This window comes from Luteibacter sp. RCC_6_2 (assembly GCF_041360655.1).
Taxonomy (GTDB): domain Bacteria; phylum Pseudomonadota; class Gammaproteobacteria; order Xanthomonadales; family Rhodanobacteraceae; genus Luteibacter.
Genome location: NZ_JBFUPQ010000006.1, coordinates 20480 through 38384 on the forward strand (window position 1 = coordinate 20480; position 17905 = coordinate 38384).

Here is a 17905-nt window from a genome sequence, read left to right on the forward strand (position 1 = left end):
ATGGCACGGGCTATGCACGCGCCGTCGCTGATTTCACTCGTCGCCGGGATCGAATCCTTCGCGTTCGCGCATGAGCTTGCGGGCGGCGGCGATGCCGAGTGTCAGGCCCTCCGCGCAGGCGTCTTCTTCGTTCTCATGCAGGGTCGTGCACAATCTCTCCTGCAATTCCTCGCCGTCTTCGCTGATGACGTACTTGCCACGCCAGCGGCCCGGCTTGGCCACGTAACACGTGCCATCCACGTCGAAGTAACCAATTTTTCGATGCGTCATGGGTGGGATGATAAGGATCGAGGATCAACGCGACGTGCAGCGCTATTGCAGCCTGCCGACCGGACGCTTCGCGTTGGACTCGAATTCCCGCCAGATGCCATCGGCACCTTCCACCGAAACCAGTACCTGCAAGCCGTTCTGCATGCCCAACAGCTTCGACTGCTGCACCGCATAGGCGATGGCGGCGATACGCGTCTCGAAGTTCTCGGTGGGCACGCCGTTCATCTGCACGTGCCACAGGCCCGCCATATCCGGATGAAACGGAATGTCGTAGATCACCAGGGCCATGGAAGTAATGGGTAACCTCGCTAGGCGGAAGGCCGGCGGCCCCACGATCCATGGGTGTCACGGCTGCTCGTCAGGTGCGCAAGATTATCCGTTCCCACGTGCCCCCACAACGGAAGACCGCGTATGCCATTCCTTCACGCGAAGGTCACGCGAGACGGTCAACGCGGTGTATCGAAATCGCCGGGACTGGCATCCGTCGCCCGCCATTCGGGCCGGCGCTCGCGCACCGCCGCGAGCAGTGCCTGCTGCACGCCTTCCAGGTCACGATCCGTCGTGTAAACGGGTGAACCGGGCTGTTGCCGCCATGAATCGGCGAGCGTGCCGGCATCGACACCGTCGAAGCCGAGTTCGTCCACCAGTTTCAATACCTTCGCCTTCGCGTTCGCATCATCGCCCGCTACCGGCAAGGCGATGCGTCCCTCTGCCGTCGCCGGCTTGCCCTTCTTCAGGAGATGGTCGGCGTAGATGTTGTTGAACGCCTTGACGACCGGCCTTCCAAGTCGATCCGATACCCATTGGCTTTCCGGCACGCCTTCCTCGATGGGGCCGATGCGCCCGTCACGCTGTCGCGGATAATAGTTACCCGTGTCGACCACCACGGTGTCGTCGGGCACGCCCGCGAAAAGATCCGCTGGCAGGTTCGGGATCTTCGATTCGGGAATGGTCACGATCACGACTTCGCCGGCACGCGCCGCCTCGTGCGCGGTGACGGCCACCGCGCCCGTTTCGTTCTCGAGATCGGTCAGCGTATGCGGTCCACGGGAGTTGGCGATGAATACCTCGTGCCCGAGTTCGCGAAAACGGCGAGCGAGGGTACCGCCGATGTTGCCGGCACCGATGATGCCTATCTTCATGGCTGTCTCCGCTTCGCTTAAAAAGATCGATTTTCGCCATTCCGCGTGAACGCCGGGCGAGCGTTCGGTGAGCCCTGGTGGGCCCCGACCTTGGGGTGGGCCCCGACCTTGGCGGGCCCCGACCCTGGTGGGAGCCGCTTCAGCGGCGATCCCGCGGCAGCGGGCCGGTACTCAGCGATTCTGAGGGCTCGGCTTCGCCCTCGCATTCGCCGTGTGCGTGGCGGGGATCTGCCGGGCGCCACCCTCGGCGCGACAGGCGGTGCCGTCCCTTGGGAAGGGAAGCCGCTGCGCGGCCATGTCTGATGGCTGGCGCCCCTTCGGGCTCGGACGGTCGGGCGGGGGTTTTCGATTCGGCTCCTGCCTCAGCGAAAACGATCGGCCGTCCAGGCCGATCCCCTGCGGGCCTTGTCCACCCGCCCGTCCTCGGCTCCTCATGTCGCGCCGAGGGTGGCGCCCGGCAGCTCTCTCCACACTGCGGTGGGTTGGTGGGAAGAGCAACGCTCGCCGTGCCACGTGCCGCTAGTCACCAGCCCCTTGCCGGGTGCGGGGGTCTCACATGAAGGCGGCTTTCCTTTCCCGAGCGACGGTGTAACCGGAGCGACGAGGGTGGCGGCCGACGGCTCTGCCTCACACCGCCAAGCGCGAGGGCGACGCCGAACCGTGCAGAAGAAACTGGCCCGCTGCCGCGGGATCGCCGCTGAAGCGGCTCCCACCAGGGGCGGCTTCCACCAGGGTGGGGAGAACCATGCGTGCTTCCCGGGCTTCCGTGAAGAAACTAGAATTTCGCCGATGATTCGTTCCCCTGCCCGGCTCCTCGTGTTCCCTGTCCTGCTCTGCTCCGTGTGGCTGGCGACCGCGGCACGGGCGCAGACACCCCCGCCCGATACATCCGTACCGACGCTGGAAGCCGTCACGGTCAGTGGCGAGCAGCCCGGTCCCGGTCTCTGGCGCGTCACGCGCGACGGGCACACGCTGCTGATCCTCGGCACGCTCACGCCGCTGCCGCGGAAGATGACCTGGAAGACCGATGAGATCGACGAGGCGCTCGCGCATGCGGGCGCGTTGCTCATGCCGCCCCACGTGGAGATCAAGCCGAACACCGGTTTTTTCGGCCGCCTCGCCCTTCTCCCGTCACTCATCGGCGTGCGCAATGCACCCGATGGAGCGACGTTGAAGAGCAGCGTACCCGCCGATGTCTATACGCGGTGGCTGGCGGTGAAGGCGCGCTACATCGGCAACGATCGCGGCGTGGAACGCTACCGGCCGATCTTCGCCGCCATCGAACTCTACAAGGACGCGGTGAAGAAGAGCGGTCTCGCAAGGTCGGGAGATATCACCCGCACCGTCGCGGCGTTGGCGAAGAAACATGGTGTCGCGCAGGTCGACGTGACGTACACCTTGCTGGTGGACGATCCCCGCGCGGCGATCAAGGCCTTCAAGCGCTCCACGCTGGACGATGTCTCCTGCTTCACCCAGAGCATCGACAACATCGATGCGCAACTCGCCGACATGGCCGCACGCGCGAATGCCTGGGCCACGGGCGACGTCGCCGCGCTGCGCGACGACCGGCGGGCGCAGCAACGCCTCACGTGCCTCAACGCCGTCACCGAAGGCGGCGTGGCGCAGCGCATCGGCCTCGCCGATGTGCCCAAGGCCATCCGGGCGCGATGGCTCGCCGCGGTCGACGCGGCGGTCGCCGCCAATACGCAAACGGTCGCTATCGTGTCCATCGACGACCTGCTCGGTGCGGACGGCTACCTCGCGGCCCTGAAGGCACGCGGCTATGCCGTGGAATCCCCCGACGGCGGCGAGTGAGCGGGCGGTATGCCGACGCGGATCGCCGCCGAGAAATCGTCCTGCGGCCGGGTCGCCCTCGCCCGCGCCGTGATCCTTCCCAGCCGTCGCCATTCGTTCACGCTTAAACGCGGATCGAGGGTCCCGTTATCGGCCAGGTATTCGGGCAGGTAGCCGGTCAGCAGCAGGCGCAGGTCGAACGGCAAGGCGCCGTCGATGCGTTTCGCCATGCGATAGACGATGGTGGTGCAGTTGGATGTCACCGTGTTGTAGAAGCGCGGCGTGCCAGCCAGTTCGTTGGCGGCGTCCACGTAGGAAAGAAACAGTGAGCGCATGGCCTCGCGCGGCATCCGCAACGGAAAGAGATAGTCGTCCTCGCCGCGCACGTTGCTGCGGACCCGGACGATATCGCGTTCGTCGGCGGCGATCAGGATCAACTCGAACTGCCTGAAGAAGCCTCCGATCTCGGAGAAGGCCTCGCCACGCTTGCGTCGTATCTCGACGGAGAACACCACATGGCGTCCGTCGTCGAAGCCGAACGAGAGCATCGCGTGAGCGATGGCCTCGCCCGACCAGTAGGAAAGGATCGCGTCCACGCCGGCGAGGTGGTCCAGGTCATATTCCCGGGTCTCCCAGCGAACGTCGTAGTCATCGTCGCCGCGCCACTCGAAGTCGCGCACGTTGTGCAACACGACGCGCGGGCCTTCGACCTCGCCGTGCAGGAGGCGCGCGACGTCGTCCGCCCAGACGCGGTCGTTGCGCGGCCGGATGGTCGCCCACCAGGCGAGCAACGCGGCAAAGGAGGTCAGCAGGCCGGGCAACGCCCACCCTGCGCGCCAACCGAACCAGGCGACCCAGAGCGCGAGGCAGCCGATGGCCCATACGGCGGCAGCCGCCAAGCGCACCGCGCGTATGCCGGGGAAACGGAAGGCCAGCGCGAAGGCTCCCCAGGCGCCCGAGAGGAACAACGCGGCGGCGGCCAGGACACCCGCGGCACCACGGGCAAGCATGCGCCGATCTTTCTTCATCGCCGAAGCGTGGCCTGCGCCGCGCACGAACGCAAACACTTGCACTGCCGGTTGGCCGCCGGCTATGGCGCAGTGCCACAAACCGCGCTATTTTCGGGGCGAACCGGGCAGTCCGCCCGGCAAGGCGGTTCGGGGAGTGGCATGGTCCGTTTTCCCGCGATACCACAGGCGATCGTGTTCGACCTCGACGGCGTCCTCTTCGATACCGAGGCGCTGTACCGCGACGCCTTGCTGGCCGCCGCCGCCGAGGCGGGCATCCACATGCCGCTGTCGCTTTGCCAGCGCATGGTCGGATTGCACGGGCACGCGGCGCGCATGCTCCTGCACGAGCACGTGGGCGACGATACCGACCTGGACACCGTCTGGACCGGCACCTCCGAGCGTTATCATGCGATGCTCGATACCGACCTTCGATTGAAGCCGGGCGTGACCGCGCTGCTCGATACCCTCGACGAACTCGGCATGCCACGCGCGATCGCCACCTCGTCCTCGCACGGCACCGCCATCCACCATCTCGAAGCCTTCGGCCTGCGCGACCGCTTCGACGCCCTCGTGGCATCGGGCGATTGCGAACGCTGCAAACCGTTTCCGGACCCGTACCTGCGAGCCGCGCGCATCCTCAACAAACCCACCGGCAGCTGCCTCGCCCTGGAGGACTCCCAGGCGGGAGTGCGCTCCGCGGTGGCCGCGGGCCTGCCGACGATCATGGTGCCCGACCTGCAGCAGCCCTCCGCCGAGCTGAGACGGCTGTGCGCCGGTGTCGTGGGTGACCTGGACGAGGTGAACGCCTGGTTGCGTGGCGCATGCGATTCCACCAGCGAAGCGCGGGCTCACTAGCGCTCAGGCATCGCCGGGGCGTTCGATCGCATCGTGGACCAGCACCGAGGCCACCTGCTTCCCACGGGTGTCGCACACCGGATAGGCCGATCCCTGCAAGGTCTGCCGCGATCCGTCCGGCCGGCGCACGACCCAACGCGCGTGCCGCGTGGTCTCGCCCTGGCGCACGGCACGGGTCAAGGGAAGATCGGCCGGGGGATACGGCCTCCCCTCTTCGGTGAACAGGCTGTACATCCGGCTGTAGTCGTCCGGGCCGACCGCCAGGCGGACCCATCCATGCAGTTCGGCCGCGCGTTCGTTCACGTGGACGATCTCGCCCACTCCGTCGGCGACGATGACGCCGAACGACGTGTCCTTCAGGCTCCGCCACGGATGCCCGCCGAACGTCCACGGCTCGTCGAAACTGATTCGCGACATCTCCTCCCCCCTCTACGAACCGTCGGCGCCATCGGAGTCAAGGGCGTGGAGGATACCGTCAACAGGCGGGCAGCCCGCTCGCTTCGCGGATCGCCCGTTCGAGCTGGTGTGCGCTATAGGGCTTGTGCACCAAGGGTGCGCGGTAACGGCCGGGAATATCAACCGGCATGGCGCCGGTGGCGAGCACATAGGGAATACCGCGACGCTGGAGTTCGTCGAGCGCCGGATAGGCCATCACGCCTTGCAGGTCGAGATCGACCACCGCGACGTCGCAACGCTCGACATGGGCGACGCGGATCGCTTCCTCGATGCAGCCCGCGCAAGCGGCCACGTCGTAGCCAAGCCGCTCTTCGAGCAGGTCGGTAAGCGCCGAAGCAAGTCCGGAATGATCTTCGAACACGATGACGCGAGGCGAGGCGGTGATGCTCATACGTTACCCGCGTAGGAGTTGCCCAGCCCCAACCTACTACCGAATGAACGCCGCCGCTATATACCTCTTGACAGATTTTTCATCGAAATGAGACCTGCGTCTTCACGGAAGTGGAGGCATGCATTTTTGTCACGATTCAAGCGCACGATTTCGGCAAAATTTCCTCACCACAGGTCGTGTTTGCGCAAGGCATCCACCAGGCGACGCGAGGCCAGGGCGAGCAGCTTCCAACGGGCATAGGTATGCCAAGCCAGCCAGGTCAGCAGCTTGTCCTTCCACTTGTCGGTGGCGACGGCATAGAGCGCGTCCATGCGCTTGCCTATCGCCGGCATGAGGGTCGCGGGATCGAATGCACCCTTGGGCCAGTCCGGCAGGCAGTCCTCGCGCCGGGCCGGATCGCACTCCGCGACCAGCGGAATGACGGGCGCATGGAGGACGCCATCGCGCACCCGCAGGTAACCGGCCATGGCGGGATCGGCCGTCCACGAGGCGACGATGGGATTGTTGGCGGGGACCAGGAAATGCTCGGCGAGGAAGCGTTGCGCGTTGCGCCGGCCGAGCAGGAAGTCGTGGCGGCGATAGGCCTCGGCGAAGAATCCGGAGAATCCTCCCAGCGCTCCCGCCGCCACCGCGCGTCCGCCCAGCCAGCGCACCGAGCCGTCCGCCGAGGAACGGGTCGGCGCGATGAGGAAGCGGCTGTAGACGGCGTCGTCCATCGCCAGGGCGATTTCCCGGGGCTTGAACCGTGCCTGCTGCTTCCAGGATGCGAACAGGGCGGCGAGCGCGCCGACGACGTTGAGCGGCGCGGCGTATTCGGGGCCGAGGTCGTCCGGTTCGGGGAACGGGTCCACCATCAGCACGATACGGTTCACCTGGTCGCCCCTGCGCGGATTGCGTCCGAGCATGCCCGCCAGCTCGGTCCTGGCCAGTTCGAACGGTTCGTTGTCCATCGCGCCGCCATCGACACCCACGAAGCGGTAGGTGGCGGAGCCCCGGTCGAGCACGTCGCGCTTGGGTTCGATGGCCACCACGCGCGACATTCCGTGCTCGTCGGGAATCACGACGCTGCGTTGCAGGTAATCGCTCCAGCGCCGCTCCACCTCCCGGTGGCGCAAGCCGCCGGGGAACGCCGCGGAGGCGAGCGCGGCGGTCATCAAGGCGTTCCAGCCCCGGTCGGGAAGATGCTTGGGGTGCGCCACGTAGAGATCGTCGGGGTATTGCCAGGCCCGGTCGTAGATACCCTGCCCCGTGTCGACGGAAAATCTCAGGTAGTCCTCATGCGCCACCATGCCGTGGCCCGCCTGCGCGCCATTGCCGGCGAAGGGCACCGCATAGGGCACGCCGCGCAGGTTGGTGACCGTGAAGACGAACTTCAGCGGATTCGCGATGTACCGGCGCGCGCGCGGCTCACCCTGGAAGCGCAGCGCATTCGCGGCGATCTCGTCCAGGCAATGCGTATCCAGCAACGAGGCGATCGGCAGGTCCTTGTCCGCGAGATCGTTCGTGCCGAGGAAGTGGCGGATGTCCACCCGCTTCACCCAGGCGTCGTAGAAGGGATTGGCCACGGCCGCGTCGCCTTCCGAGGCGTGCACATGAGGAAAAGCGTAAGGCAGCGCCACCGCCGAGATCACGCCGTTGATGCTGCCCGCCGATGCCCCGGAAACCACGCGCAGCAACACGTCGTGGTCCGGCACGGGCAGGCCGACATCCTTCGCCGCATACCAGCGGTCCAGCGCCTCGTACAGGAAGTCGAGCACCCCGGCGGCGTAGGCTCCTCCGGAGACCGCTCCGGCCAGGGCGAGGCCGAGTTCGAACGTGCGCTCGCGCGGCGGTGGCGTGATGTCCGGGTGCGCGAGGGGAAGATCGGTGTCGGGCATGCCCGCTCCCGTCGGTAGGTCCAGCGGGATTATCCGCGAACGCCCTCGCTCAAACCCCGATCGTCGCCACGTTTCGGCGTATCAGCGGGCGAGCCATTGCGCTGCCAGCGCGAGGGCGGCGGGCAACGCCTGCACGTAGAGGATGCGTCGGCTGGCGGTCAGCCCGCCCCACACGCCGGCCACCACCACGCAACCCAGGCCGTAGAACAGGAAGGCCGTGGCGAAGGGTTCGCGCAGGCTCAGGCCGAGCAGCAGCGCCACCACCAGGAATCCGTTGTACAGGCCCTGGTTGGAGGCCAGCGCGGCGCTGTCACGGGCGAATTGCTCGGTGATCCCGAAGACCTTCGGCCCACGGCTGCGCCACAGGATCATCTCGAGGACCACGATGTACACGTGGATCAGGAGTACCAGCACGGTCAGCACGGTGGCGGCGAGGGTCATGCGCTGGTCCTGCGTCGATGGGTATGCCGCGCAGGATAGCCGTTAATGCGGCTGTCGCGCTCCCTCGGACGTTTCGCGTATTCCTTTAGTAGGCCAGATGGCGGATTGCAGCCGGACGCGCGATTCGGCCTTAATCGCCGGATGCGTTATGTCATGGCAGCCCAGGAGATATCTCTGGAGGCCCTCGGGCTGCTCCAGGCCCTGCTGCACCACGATTACGACGAAGCCCAGTTCCGCGCCAACCACGTGGCCCGCCATGCCTTGCAGCACGAGCACCTGAGCGTGGCCGATGCGGCCGAGCGCATCGAATCCCTGCTGGCCTGCGGCTGTCCGAACGCGATGGAACTGCGGATCGCCCTCCGATCCCTGGCCACGTCGGTGGACCGCATGCAGGACGCGGCGATGCGCAGGGCCGGCCACCTCCTCTGAACATTCGTGACGGCATGCGCGGACAAGCGGACGACCTCGCCGCCGGGGTAGGATCGACGCGAAATCCGCGGAGCACGACCCATGACGATCGAGAATGACGGAATCGACCCGAAGGCGCGGCCCAGCGGCACCGGCTGTGTCGAATGCGAAGAGGCCGGCAGCTGGTGGTTCCACCTGCGCCGCTGCGCCCAGTGCGGACACATCGGGTGTTGCGACGACTCGCTCAACAAGCACGCCAGCAAGCACGCCCAGGAAACGGGCCACCCGATCATCCAGAGCTTCGAGCCGGGCGAGGATTGGTTCTACGACTACCGTAACGACGACATGTTCGAAGGCCCGGCACTGGCACCGCCGCATAGCCATCCGATCGACCAGCCGGTGCCCGGCCCCGAGGGACGCGTGCCTCCGCGCTGGCAGCGCCTGCTGGTCTGACGAGGAACCCGCCGTCAGGCGGGAAAGAAGGCCGGATCGATGTCGACCAGCACCGGATCGTGCAGTCGGATCGCCTGCTCCGACGACGGCTCGTAAGGCACATAGATGAAGCGCGCGAAGCCTTCCGCTTCCAGGCGCACGCGGATCGCATCGCGCGTGGGTGCCTCCAGTGCGTCCGGCACGGTCGCGTTCGCCACCAGGGCGGCGGCGTGGATGCGACCGTCGGCACCGGCGGCGGCCAGGCGGTCGGACACGGCCACATAGACGTCCTGCGTACTGGGATGATCGTCATCCCCGTCGTAGCCACCCTCCGCGGCGATCTGGCCGTCCAATCCCAGCGTCGCGCCGAACGGGTAGAACTCGCCGTTCTTCTGCAGCATGTCCTGGGCGAATTCCACGGCGAAACCGAACAGCTTCTCCAGTTGGTCCTGCGTCACAGCCATGACCACTCCCCGATCGATTCGCATGCCGCCTGCGGCAGCGGAAGGAGGATCGTAAGTCAGATGGAGGAGAAAGGCGACCGAGAGGTACCACGGTTTCACATCGGCATGTCGCCGCCGCGGCAAGCGGTCAGCACCAGCTTCCGTAGCCAGCGATGCGCGGCGTCCCGATCCAGACGCGGATGCCACATCAGCGAGACTGTCATGCCGGGCGTTTTCACGGGAAGTTCGAAGGCATGGATCGCACGCGGTCCGGCGTTTCCTTCGAGACGCGATATCGCCCCGACGAAGGAGGCGGGCACGAGACCGACGAGATCCGAGGTCCGTACCACGGCCAGCACGGCCGGGAAACTCGGCAGCACCGCGGCGATATGCCGGTCCATGCCGAGCGACCCGAGCGCGTCGTCCACCGGGCCAGCCGTACGCCCCGTGCGCGATGCGACGACATGGCCGAACGCGACGTAGTGCTCGGGTGTCACGCTCTTCTTCGCGGCCAGCGGATGTCCCCTCCTGACCACGCCCACGAAACGATCGCGAAACAGCGCCTGCACGCGCACCTCCGGGCCCATGTCGGCGACGACACCGATCTCTAGATCGGCGAGCCCTTCGCGCAGGTACGTCGATGTTTTCTCGGCCTTCGGTGCGAAGCGCAGGGACACGCGTGGCGCTTCCCTTGCCGCTTCGGCGATGAGCACGGCTCCGAATGCTTCCACGAAACCGTCGTTCGCCCGGATCGTGAACGTGCGATGCAAGCTCGTGACATCGGTTTCGTTGACCGCCGGCCGAAGCAGGGCGAGGGCCTCATGGACGAGGTCCCGTGTGCGTCCGCGAAGCGCTTCCGCATAAGGCGTCAGCACCATGCCCCGCCCTGCCCGGACGAGCAGCGGATCGTTGGTGACGGCACGCAAGCGGGCAAGGGTCCGGCTCATGGCCGAGTCGCTCAATCCCAGGCGTCGCGACGCCTTCGCCACGCTCCCTTCGGCAAGCAGCGCGTCGAGCGCGATCAGCAGGTTCAGGTCTGGCTCGGTCATGGCTCATCCTAAGGCAGCAGGCGCGACAAGGCGTTTGACGCAATGAATACCTGCGGACCGCGCGCCTTCCGCCTGTCCGGTTCGTCCCTATCGTAAGCGGACCGCCCTTCAGGATCGATCGATGAAATCCTCCCCCAAAACCGTTCTGCTTATCGGCGCATCCCGTGGCCTCGGGTTCGCCATGACCGAAGAATTTCTGCGCCGTGGCTGGAAGGTGATCGCCACGGGGCGAGCCGGCTCGACGGAGCGCCTCCGACAACTCATGGCTTCCTACCCCGAGGTGCTCGACGTGGAAGTCGTCGACATCACCCTTCCGGAGCAGGTCGCGGCCCTTCGAGACCGCCTGTCGGATCGGACACTGGACGTACTTTTCGTGAATGCCGGTGTCACGAACGATCACCGTGAAACCATCGCCGATGTCTCCACGGAGGAATTCGTCCGCGTGATGGTGACGAACTCCTTGAGCCCGATGCGAGTGGTCGAGACGTTCCAGGATCTGGTGCGTCCGGAAGGAACCATCGGCGTGATGTCGTCCGGTCAGGGCAGCCTCACCAATAACACCAACGGCAACCACGAGGTCTATCGCGGCAGCAAGGCCGCGCTCAACATGTTCATGCGCAGCTTCGCTGCACGGCACGCCGGCGATCCACGCACCTTGCTTCTCATGGCGCCGGGTTGGGTGCGGACGGACATGGGTGGTCCCGACGCCCGCTTGAGCATCGAGGAGAGTATTCCGAACCTGCTCGATACGATGGAGGCCCATGAAGGGCGTGGTGGACTCCACTATCTGGATTATCTCGGCCGGACCGTGCCCTGGTAGCCGATACCAGAGAGCAGGCCCCGAAATGACAGAGCCCAGGACCGAAGCTCCTGGGCCCTGCTCTCTCGCCTTCGTCAGCGCTGACCGGAACCGCTATCGCCACTCAAGGTCTTTACGGTCTTGCCATGTTCGTCGAGAAACGCGATCTGGGGCGTGCCGGTGGCAGGCACGGACAATTGAATTCGTTCGTGCCCCGCAGCATCCATCAAGGACAGCGATGCCGACCCGTCATCAGACCGACCCACCCATATCCGGCGATGGTTCGGACCGTTTTCCTGGCTGTCCGAGATAGCCAGCCCCGCGAAGCTAGCGCTCTTGTCGTTGACACCAATGAGCTTCACGACTTCATTCGCGTTATAGCGATCGAACGACAGGCTTCCTCCGGCATCCACGACGTCTCCGTTGGCGAGCCGCTTCCCGCCAAAGATAAGCCCGCCGTTTTCCGAGCCTTCGTCGTTGTAGAAGATCATTCCAGCCTGTGGTCGATCCACCTTAGGCTGTTCTTTGCCCTTGACGATCACCCCTGGCATCCGGGCGCCGTTCGTGATGATCATCCGAACCGTGCCGTCAGCCTCGCGCACGTTGATCCGCTGCACATTGATTTCATCGAACGACGTAGCAGAGATTTTCGTAAAACCTGACAGCATCGACACCGCAAAAACCGCCGTGAGTACGCCTGAATAGATCACAAGAAATCGTTGACCGAACATACCTGTCTCCATGTCGAAAGGATGCGTTCCATCTCGCCGTCCTGGAGCCGGATGGCAATCAACCGCGAGAGGCAGGGAGAAGCTGTCACGAAGTGTCCTGTTCGCCATGTGCCAAAGGTGGCGGGCACAAAAAAACCCGCCGGATGGCGGGTTTCTCTGTGGTTTCGATACGGAGTGATCCCCGCTGAAACCGTTGTTGGTGCCCAAGGGGGGACTCGAACCCCCACAGCCTAAGCCGCTACCACCTCAAGGTAGTGCGTCTACCAATTCCGCCACCTGGGCATAACTTTTACAGCGTGTCGCTTGTATCGCTGCTTTTACTTCTTGGCCGGTTCGGCGGGAGCCTTGGTGGCTTCCTGCTTCGGGGCCGGAACATCGTTGTTCGCTGCCGGAGCCGGCGCCGTGGCGGCCGGGGTGTCACCGTTGGCTGCGGCGGGTGCGCGGGGCACGTCCGACGCGGCCGGGGTCACCGGAGCGTTGTTGGCGGGAGCGGCCGGCGTGGTGGCGCCGGACATCACACCAAGATCCGCGGCCGGCTGGGGGTTACCCGAGCGACCGAGGTAGATGCCCATGCCGAGGCTGAGCAAGAAAAACAGGGCTGCGAGGACGGCCGTGGCGCGGGTCATGAAGCTCGACGAGCCACGCGCACCGAACACCGTGGCGGAAGCACCGCCACCGAAGCCGGAACCTGCCTCCGCGCCGGCACCGCGCTGCATGAGAATCAGCACGATCATCGCCGCGGCGATCAGGATATAGAAAACGCTGAAGAGAATGAACATGTCTTCTTGGTTTGCCGTGTCGCGATTATCGCGCCGCGGCGCATATATCCAGGAAATCGGGAGCCACCAGGGCGGCGCCACCGATGAGTCCCCCGTCCACGTCCGGTTGGGCGAAAAGTTCGGCCGCATTGGCCGGCTTGACGCTTCCGCCGTAAAGCACCCGGGTCAGGAGCGAGATATTAGCATCCTTTTTTGCCAGTTGGCTACGGATGAAGGCATGAATTTTTTGCACCTTCGCCGGGGTCGCCGTCAGCCCCGTGCCGATGGCCCAGACCGGTTCATAGGCGATCACGGCGTCGCGAAACGCGCCGATGCCGTTGTGCTCCAGCACCGCGGCCAGCTGGCGGCCGATCACCTCCTCGGCCCTGCCCTCCTCGTGCTCTTCACGGGTCTCGCCCACGCAGAGGATCGGCGTGAGCCCGGCCCTGCATGCCGCCTCGAACTTCTTCGCCAGCAACGCGTCGCTTTCGTGCTGGTACTGGCGCCGCTCGGAATGACCCACCAGGACCCAGCGGGCACCGACGTCGCGCAACATCTCGCCCGCTATCTCACCGGTATAGGCACCCTGCACGTGGTGCTCGGAAAGGTCCTGCGCGCCGAAGCCCAGGCCGCGGTCGCCGTACTCGCGCGTCAGGCCGTCCAGGTACACATCGGGCGGGAAGACGACGACATCCACGCCGTCCGGCCGGTTCTCGACGATCTCCCTGACCAGGGCGTCGGCCATGGCGCGGGAGCCGTGCATCTTCCAGTTTCCGGCGACCAGCTTCTTGCGCATGGGGCATTCCAGGCGTGGAGAAAGGGGCGGCAGGATAACGGCGGCACCTCCCACGGCAAAGCTGCATTGCCGCATGGAGGGCGCCGCACGCGCCGTTCACCGAGGGTAACGCATGCATCGGGCATTTGACCTGGTCGACACCGGCTCCGATGATCCCTTCATGCGTACCCTGAGAATCCTCTTCATCGCCTTCCTCCTCGCCGGTTCCGGCGGCGCCTTCGCGCAGGCGGACGGCCCCGACACGCCGCAGCAGATCGACGACCTGCGTGGCCGCCTCGACCAGATCGAGAAGGCCATGAAGGACGACAAGATCACCAACACGATCATCGACGACCTGCGCGGCAAGTCCGGCGACGTCGCCGGTGACGCACAGAAGCTGTCCTCCTCGCTGCAACAGAACCGGGACGCGGCGAAGGCGCGGCTGGACCAACTGGGCCCGCCGCCCGCCGCGGGTACCAAGGAAGCGCCCGAACTGGCCGCCACCCGCAAGGACGCGCAGAAGACCTTCGACGCCGTGGATGCACAGGTCAAGCAGGCCGACGGCATCGCGCTCGAAGCCCAACAGACGGCGAACCAACTCTCCGACCTGCGCCGCATCCGCTTCCAGGAACTCATTTCGCAACGCACGAACTCCCCGCTGTCGCGACCGTTCTGGTCGGAACCAGCGGCGGCCTTCCCGCGTGACTCCGCCAACCTCGGCGACTTCGCCGGCACGGTCAGGACCGATGTCGCCGCCAGCTGGAACGTCGGCAACCGTACGGCCCTGATCACCTGCGCCCTGCTCGGCCTGCTGCTGATGACCGGCGTGCGCTTCTACATCGAACATCGCGTTCGCCACCTCACCGCCAACCGCATGCCGCCCGGAAGACTGCGCCGCTCGGCGTTGATCCTCGGCATCGCCCTCACCTCCACGCTCACCACCGGCCTGGGCACGCAACTGCTTTACCTCGGCCTGAACTGGAACGACACCTTCAGCCAGGAAACCGACGAGATCGCGCGCACGATCGTGCAACTCGTCTTCTTCGGCGCCTTCATCGCCGGCCTCGGCAGGTCGCTGATCTCGGCGAAACGGCCGTCGTGGCGTTTGCCGGCCATTCCCGACCAGACAGCCATCGACCTGCGCCGCTTCCCGATGCTGATCTCGCTGGCGGTGGTGCTGTTCTACTTCCTCAAGCAGCTGAATCACACCATCGGTACCAGCCTCGCCGCCACGGTGCTCACCAGCAGCTTGCAGGCAATCGTCTTCACCGCGCTCAGCGCGCTGGCGTTGCTGCGACTGGGACGCACGCATCACCATGACGAAGACGGCACGCCGCCCACGCCCCGGCCGATCTGGGCCAGCGTGCTCATCGCGGCGGCATGGATCGCGATCGTCTCCTCGTGGATCGCCCTGCTGACCGGCTTCATCTCGTTCGCCTCCTTCATGGCGGGCCAGGTGGTCTGGACGGCGATCGTGATCGCCGCGACCTATCTCGCCATGCGCCTGGTCGACGATCTGTTCGAGACGCTGCTCTCCGAAAAAGGCCCGATGAGCGCCCGCGCGCAGGCCATCTTCGGCACCCACCCGAAGTTGCTCGACCAGGCCGGCGTACTCCTGTCGGGCGTGGTCCGCCTGGGCCTTTTCCTGTTCGGCATCACCGCCGTGATGTCCGGTTTCGGCACCGGCGCGACGGATCTCCTCACGCTCGGCAGCAAGCTGCAGTCGCTGAAGATCTACGACGTCGAGCTGAAACCGAGCCAGATCCTCACCTCGATCGCGCTGTTCTTCCTCGGCCTGCTGGCCGTGCGTGTGGTCAAGAACTGGATGTCGGAGCAATACCTGCCCAGGACGAACCTCGACCCGGGCATGCGCAGTTCGCTCACCACCCTCCTCGGTTATGTCGGCATCGTCATCGTGGTGGCGATCGCCCTGCTGGCGATGGGCCTCTCGGTGCAGAACGTGACCTGGGTGGCGTCGGCGCTCTCGGTGGGTATCGGTTTCGGCCTGCAGGCGATCGTGCAGAACTTCATCTCTGGCCTGATCCTGCTCGCGGAGCGGCCGGTGAAGGTCGGCGACTGGGTGGTGCTGGACGATGCGGAAGGCGATATCCGCCGCATCAACGTGCGTGCCACCGAGATCCAGGTGGCCGACCGCTCGACCATCATCGTGCCGAACTCGTCGTTCATCACCAAGCCCGTGCGCAACATGACGATGGCCAACCCGCAGGGCCGCGTGCTGATCAAGCTGCCCATGCCGCTCGACAGCGATCCGGTGGACGTACGCGAGCACATGCTGGAAGCCATGCACGCACACCCGTCGGTGCAGGAGACGCCCGCGGCCTCCGTCACGCTCGACAACATCGACCGTGCGGCGATGACCTTCGCCGCCGTCTGCTACGTGGGGAGCCCACGCGACGTCGGCGGCGTAAAGAGCGATTTGCTGTTCGACATCATCGCGCGCCTGCGCGGCGCCGAGATCCCGCTGCTGCGGCCACAGGACCTCGTGCTGCGCTCAGGCGGCAACGTGGGCGACCTGCTCGGCCCGACCGGAGCGGGCGCGCCGAAGGCGTCGACCGATCCGGACCCGGCGAGCTGACGACGCTTATTTGGAAGCTTCGACCGGAGCGAGGCGCAAGTCCTGGAAATCGAAGCTGAAGTCGGTGAGGGGCGAGACCGGCTCCATCCGCACTTCGCGCACCTTGCCATCCGGATCGAGCGCGAAGTTCACGAAGGCGTCGCCGTTGAGCGAACGGTCGTTCCAGCGGGCGATGAAGGTATCGTGCTGCCACGGCTCCAGCGTGCCGGTGAGTTGCGCGGTCTTGCTGAAGGTCATGACCAGCTTGCCACCCTGCTTCGCCACGGTGACATCGCCGTACCAGGGATCGCGATAGGTGCCGGCGTAGCCGTCCAGCGGCAACGAAGGTTTCGAGCCTTTCGCGCGCGCCGCTTCGTGCTTCTTCATGCTGTCGTCGGCGTTGCCTTCCATCTTCTTCACGCTGGCCGCATATGCCGCGATCCAATCCGTCTTCGGTGCGTCCATGTACGCATCGAGCGCGCGCATCGTCACCGCCTGGAACGCGGCGCCGGTTTCCTGGTTGGTCAGCACGACGATGCCGAGCTTGAGATCGGGCACGAGGGTCAGGCGCGACACCATGCCGGGCCAGCCGCCGGTATGCCAGACGAGCTTGTGCCCGCGATAGTCGGAGACGAACCAGCCCTCGCCATAGCCGGAGAAGTTCGGCTTCGCCGCCTTGAGTTCCGGAACGTTCGGTTCGGAGATGGCGATCGGCGTGATCAACGACCACATCTCGGCCTGGCGCTTCTCGCTGAAGAGGCGCTGCTCCTTGCCGGAGGCGTCGGTGTACTTGCCACCCGCCAGTTGCATGTTCATCCACTTGGACAAGTCGTGCACGCTGGTGTAGATGCCGCCCGCGGTGGGATTGTTGCTCCACGACATCGATGCGACCGGCTTCAGGTCCTTGAAGTCGAACTTCGCATGGCCCGTGGCGATGTCGTCGTTCGGCCCGATGGTGTCCGGTGCGTGCGACTGCGACTCGGTCATGCCCAACGGCACGAAGATGCGCTCGCGCACGAAGTCGGCCCACGGCTTGCCCGAGACCTGCTCGATGACCAGCCCGGCCACGGCGAAGAGGATGTTGTCGTAGGCGTAACCGGCGCGGAAGCTGTTGGCCAGGGGCACGTAGCGCAGGCGCTGCACGACCTCTTTCGTGGTGTACGAGGTGGCCGGCCAGTACAGCAGATCGCCGGCGCCCAGGCTGAGTCCGCTGCGATGGGCGAGCAGGTCGCGCACGCGCATTTCGCGCGTCACGTACGGATCGGACATCTGGAACCACGGCAGGCGATCGATCACGCGATCGTTCATGTCGAGCTTGTGCTCGTCGGCGAGGATCGCCAGCGAGGCGGCGGTGAACGCCTTGGTGTTCGATGCGATCGCGAACTGCGTATGCGCGTCCACCTTGGCCGGTTCGCCCAGCTTGCGCACACCCGAGCCCATCTCCAGCACCACCTTGCCATCCTTGACGATCGCCACGGCGATGCCCGGCACGTCGAACTGCTTGCGCGTGGCGTCGACGTAGGCGTCGAAGTCGGCCAGCGCGGCGGGCCGCGCTTCGGTGCCGGCGGCGACGGATGCCGGCGCGGCATCCTGCGCATGTGCGGTCAGGGCGAAGGCGAAGCTGGTGACGCCGAAGGCGAGGAGGTGGCGAAGACGCGGCATGTCGTGTCCGGTGGCGGATGAGGTGCCGGGACTATTC

Annotated in this window: 20 protein-coding genes and 1 tRNA gene; 6 read left to right on the forward strand and 15 right to left on the reverse strand. The window is 65.8% G+C overall.

Going from position 1 to position 17905, the window contains the following annotated elements:
• Positions 1–33: 33 nt before the first annotated feature.
• The 3 genes from AB6730_RS07825 to AB6730_RS07835 form a co-directional block, all read right to left on the reverse strand.
• Entirely contained in the window at positions 34–270 is a 237-nt protein-coding gene (locus AB6730_RS07825; protein ID WP_371023092.1) for a hypothetical protein, read from the reverse strand.
• Between the two features lie 42 nt (positions 271–312).
• On the reverse strand, positions 313–558 hold the full coding sequence (locus AB6730_RS07830) for a DUF2188 domain-containing protein (protein WP_306850647.1): 246 nt from the start codon (positions 556–558) through the stop codon (positions 313–315).
• 158 nt (positions 559–716) lie between these two features.
• A complete protein-coding gene (locus AB6730_RS07835) occupies positions 717–1562 on the reverse strand; it encodes an NADPH-dependent F420 reductase (RefSeq protein ID WP_371023313.1) in 846 nt (281 codons plus the stop codon).
• A gap of 639 nt (positions 1563–2201) precedes the next feature.
• Between AB6730_RS07835 and AB6730_RS07840 the strand changes: the two genes are divergently transcribed.
• Positions 2202–3227: a TraB/GumN family protein gene (locus AB6730_RS07840; RefSeq protein ID WP_371023093.1), complete on the forward strand. Its 1026-nt coding sequence runs from the start codon at positions 2202–2204 to the stop codon at positions 3225–3227.
• Here AB6730_RS07840 and AB6730_RS07845 read toward each other — a convergent pair.
• Entirely contained in the window at positions 3194–4216 is a 1023-nt protein-coding gene (locus AB6730_RS07845; protein ID WP_371023094.1) for a DUF4105 domain-containing protein, read from the reverse strand. The two genes, AB6730_RS07840 and AB6730_RS07845, sit on opposite strands and share 34 nt — an antisense overlap.
• 159 nt (positions 4217–4375) lie before the next feature.
• Between AB6730_RS07845 and AB6730_RS07850 the strand changes: the two genes are divergently transcribed.
• Positions 4376–5071 carry an HAD family hydrolase gene (locus AB6730_RS07850; RefSeq protein WP_371023095.1) on the forward strand — a complete coding sequence of 232 codons (696 nt, stop codon included), beginning with the start codon at positions 4376–4378 and terminating at the stop codon, positions 5069–5071.
• A 3-nt stretch (positions 5072–5074) separates the two neighbouring features.
• Here the strand turns inward: AB6730_RS07850 and AB6730_RS07855 are convergent, their stop codons facing one another.
• The 4 genes from AB6730_RS07855 to AB6730_RS07870 all read right to left on the reverse strand — a co-directional run bounded on the left by AB6730_RS07855 (position 5075) and on the right by AB6730_RS07870 (position 8236).
• Positions 5075–5488 (reverse strand): PAS domain S-box protein, encoded by a 414-nt coding sequence (locus tag AB6730_RS07855; RefSeq protein WP_371023096.1) that lies wholly within the window; start codon positions 5486–5488, stop codon positions 5075–5077.
• Positions 5489–5546: 58 nt separating this feature from the next.
• Complete coding sequence (locus AB6730_RS07860; RefSeq protein ID WP_371023097.1) at positions 5547–5918, reverse strand: response regulator; 372 nt, start codon at positions 5916–5918, stop codon at positions 5547–5549.
• Positions 5919–6082: 164 nt separating this feature from the next.
• Positions 6083–7795, reverse strand: a complete 1713-nt coding sequence (locus AB6730_RS07865) for a patatin-like phospholipase family protein (protein WP_371023098.1) — start codon at positions 7793–7795, stop codon at positions 6083–6085.
• A gap of 81 nt (positions 7796–7876) precedes the next feature.
• On the reverse strand, positions 7877–8236 hold the full coding sequence (locus tag AB6730_RS07870) for a DUF1304 domain-containing protein (protein ID WP_371023099.1): 360 nt from the start codon (positions 8234–8236) through the stop codon (positions 7877–7879).
• A 153-nt stretch (positions 8237–8389) separates the two neighbouring features.
• On the opposite strand from AB6730_RS07870, the gene AB6730_RS07875 reads away from it, so the two are divergent.
• Together AB6730_RS07875 and AB6730_RS07880 are read left to right on the forward strand one after the other, a co-directional pair.
• On the forward strand, positions 8390–8665 hold the full coding sequence (locus tag AB6730_RS07875; RefSeq protein ID WP_371023100.1) for a hypothetical protein: 276 nt from the start codon (positions 8390–8392) through the stop codon (positions 8663–8665).
• Positions 8666–8746: 81 nt separating this feature from the next.
• A complete protein-coding gene (locus AB6730_RS07880) occupies positions 8747–9097 on the forward strand; it encodes a UBP-type zinc finger domain-containing protein (protein WP_371023101.1) in 351 nt (116 codons plus the stop codon).
• A gap of 14 nt (positions 9098–9111) precedes the next feature.
• Here the strand turns inward: AB6730_RS07880 and AB6730_RS07885 are convergent, their stop codons facing one another.
• Together AB6730_RS07885 and AB6730_RS07890 are read right to left on the reverse strand one after the other, a co-directional pair.
• Positions 9112–9540, reverse strand: coding sequence for a hypothetical protein (locus tag AB6730_RS07885; protein WP_371023102.1), 429 nt, complete (start codon positions 9538–9540; stop codon positions 9112–9114).
• Between the two features lie 95 nt (positions 9541–9635).
• Positions 9636–10568 carry a LysR family transcriptional regulator gene (locus AB6730_RS07890; RefSeq protein WP_371023103.1) on the reverse strand — a complete coding sequence of 311 codons (933 nt, stop codon included), beginning with the start codon at positions 10566–10568 and terminating at the stop codon, positions 9636–9638.
• A gap of 121 nt (positions 10569–10689) precedes the next feature.
• Here AB6730_RS07890 and AB6730_RS07895 point away from each other — a divergent pair, with 121 nt between their 5' ends.
• Positions 10690–11388, forward strand: a complete 699-nt coding sequence (locus AB6730_RS07895) for an SDR family NAD(P)-dependent oxidoreductase (RefSeq protein WP_371023104.1) — start codon at positions 10690–10692, stop codon at positions 11386–11388.
• A gap of 74 nt (positions 11389–11462) precedes the next feature.
• Here the strand turns inward: AB6730_RS07895 and AB6730_RS07900 are convergent, their stop codons facing one another.
• From AB6730_RS07900 to tpiA, 4 genes are all read right to left on the reverse strand, one after another.
• Positions 11463–12098 (reverse strand): hypothetical protein, encoded by a 636-nt coding sequence (locus AB6730_RS07900; RefSeq protein ID WP_371023105.1) that lies wholly within the window; start codon positions 12096–12098, stop codon positions 11463–11465.
• A 197-nt stretch (positions 12099–12295) separates the two neighbouring features.
• Positions 12296–12380 (reverse strand) — tRNA-Leu (locus AB6730_RS07905).
• A 35-nt stretch (positions 12381–12415) separates the two neighbouring features.
• Positions 12416–12877, reverse strand: coding sequence for a preprotein translocase subunit SecG (gene secG / locus AB6730_RS07910; RefSeq protein ID WP_371023106.1), 462 nt, complete (start codon positions 12875–12877; stop codon positions 12416–12418).
• A 25-nt stretch (positions 12878–12902) separates the two neighbouring features.
• The gene (tpiA, locus tag AB6730_RS07915) at positions 12903–13652 is read right to left on the reverse strand and encodes a triose-phosphate isomerase (RefSeq protein WP_371023107.1); all 750 of its coding nucleotides are present in this window, start codon (positions 13650–13652) and stop codon (positions 12903–12905) included.
• 160 nt (positions 13653–13812) lie between these two features.
• Between tpiA and AB6730_RS07920 the strand changes: the two genes are divergently transcribed.
• The gene (locus AB6730_RS07920) at positions 13813–16227 is read left to right on the forward strand and encodes a DUF3772 domain-containing protein (protein WP_371023108.1); all 2415 of its coding nucleotides are present in this window, start codon (positions 13813–13815) and stop codon (positions 16225–16227) included.
• A 6-nt stretch (positions 16228–16233) separates the two neighbouring features.
• Here the strand turns inward: AB6730_RS07920 and AB6730_RS07925 are convergent, their stop codons facing one another.
• Positions 16234–17868 carry a serine hydrolase gene (locus AB6730_RS07925; RefSeq protein ID WP_371023109.1) on the reverse strand — a complete coding sequence of 545 codons (1635 nt, stop codon included), beginning with the start codon at positions 17866–17868 and terminating at the stop codon, positions 16234–16236.
• Between the last annotated feature and the right edge of the window lie 37 nt (positions 17869–17905).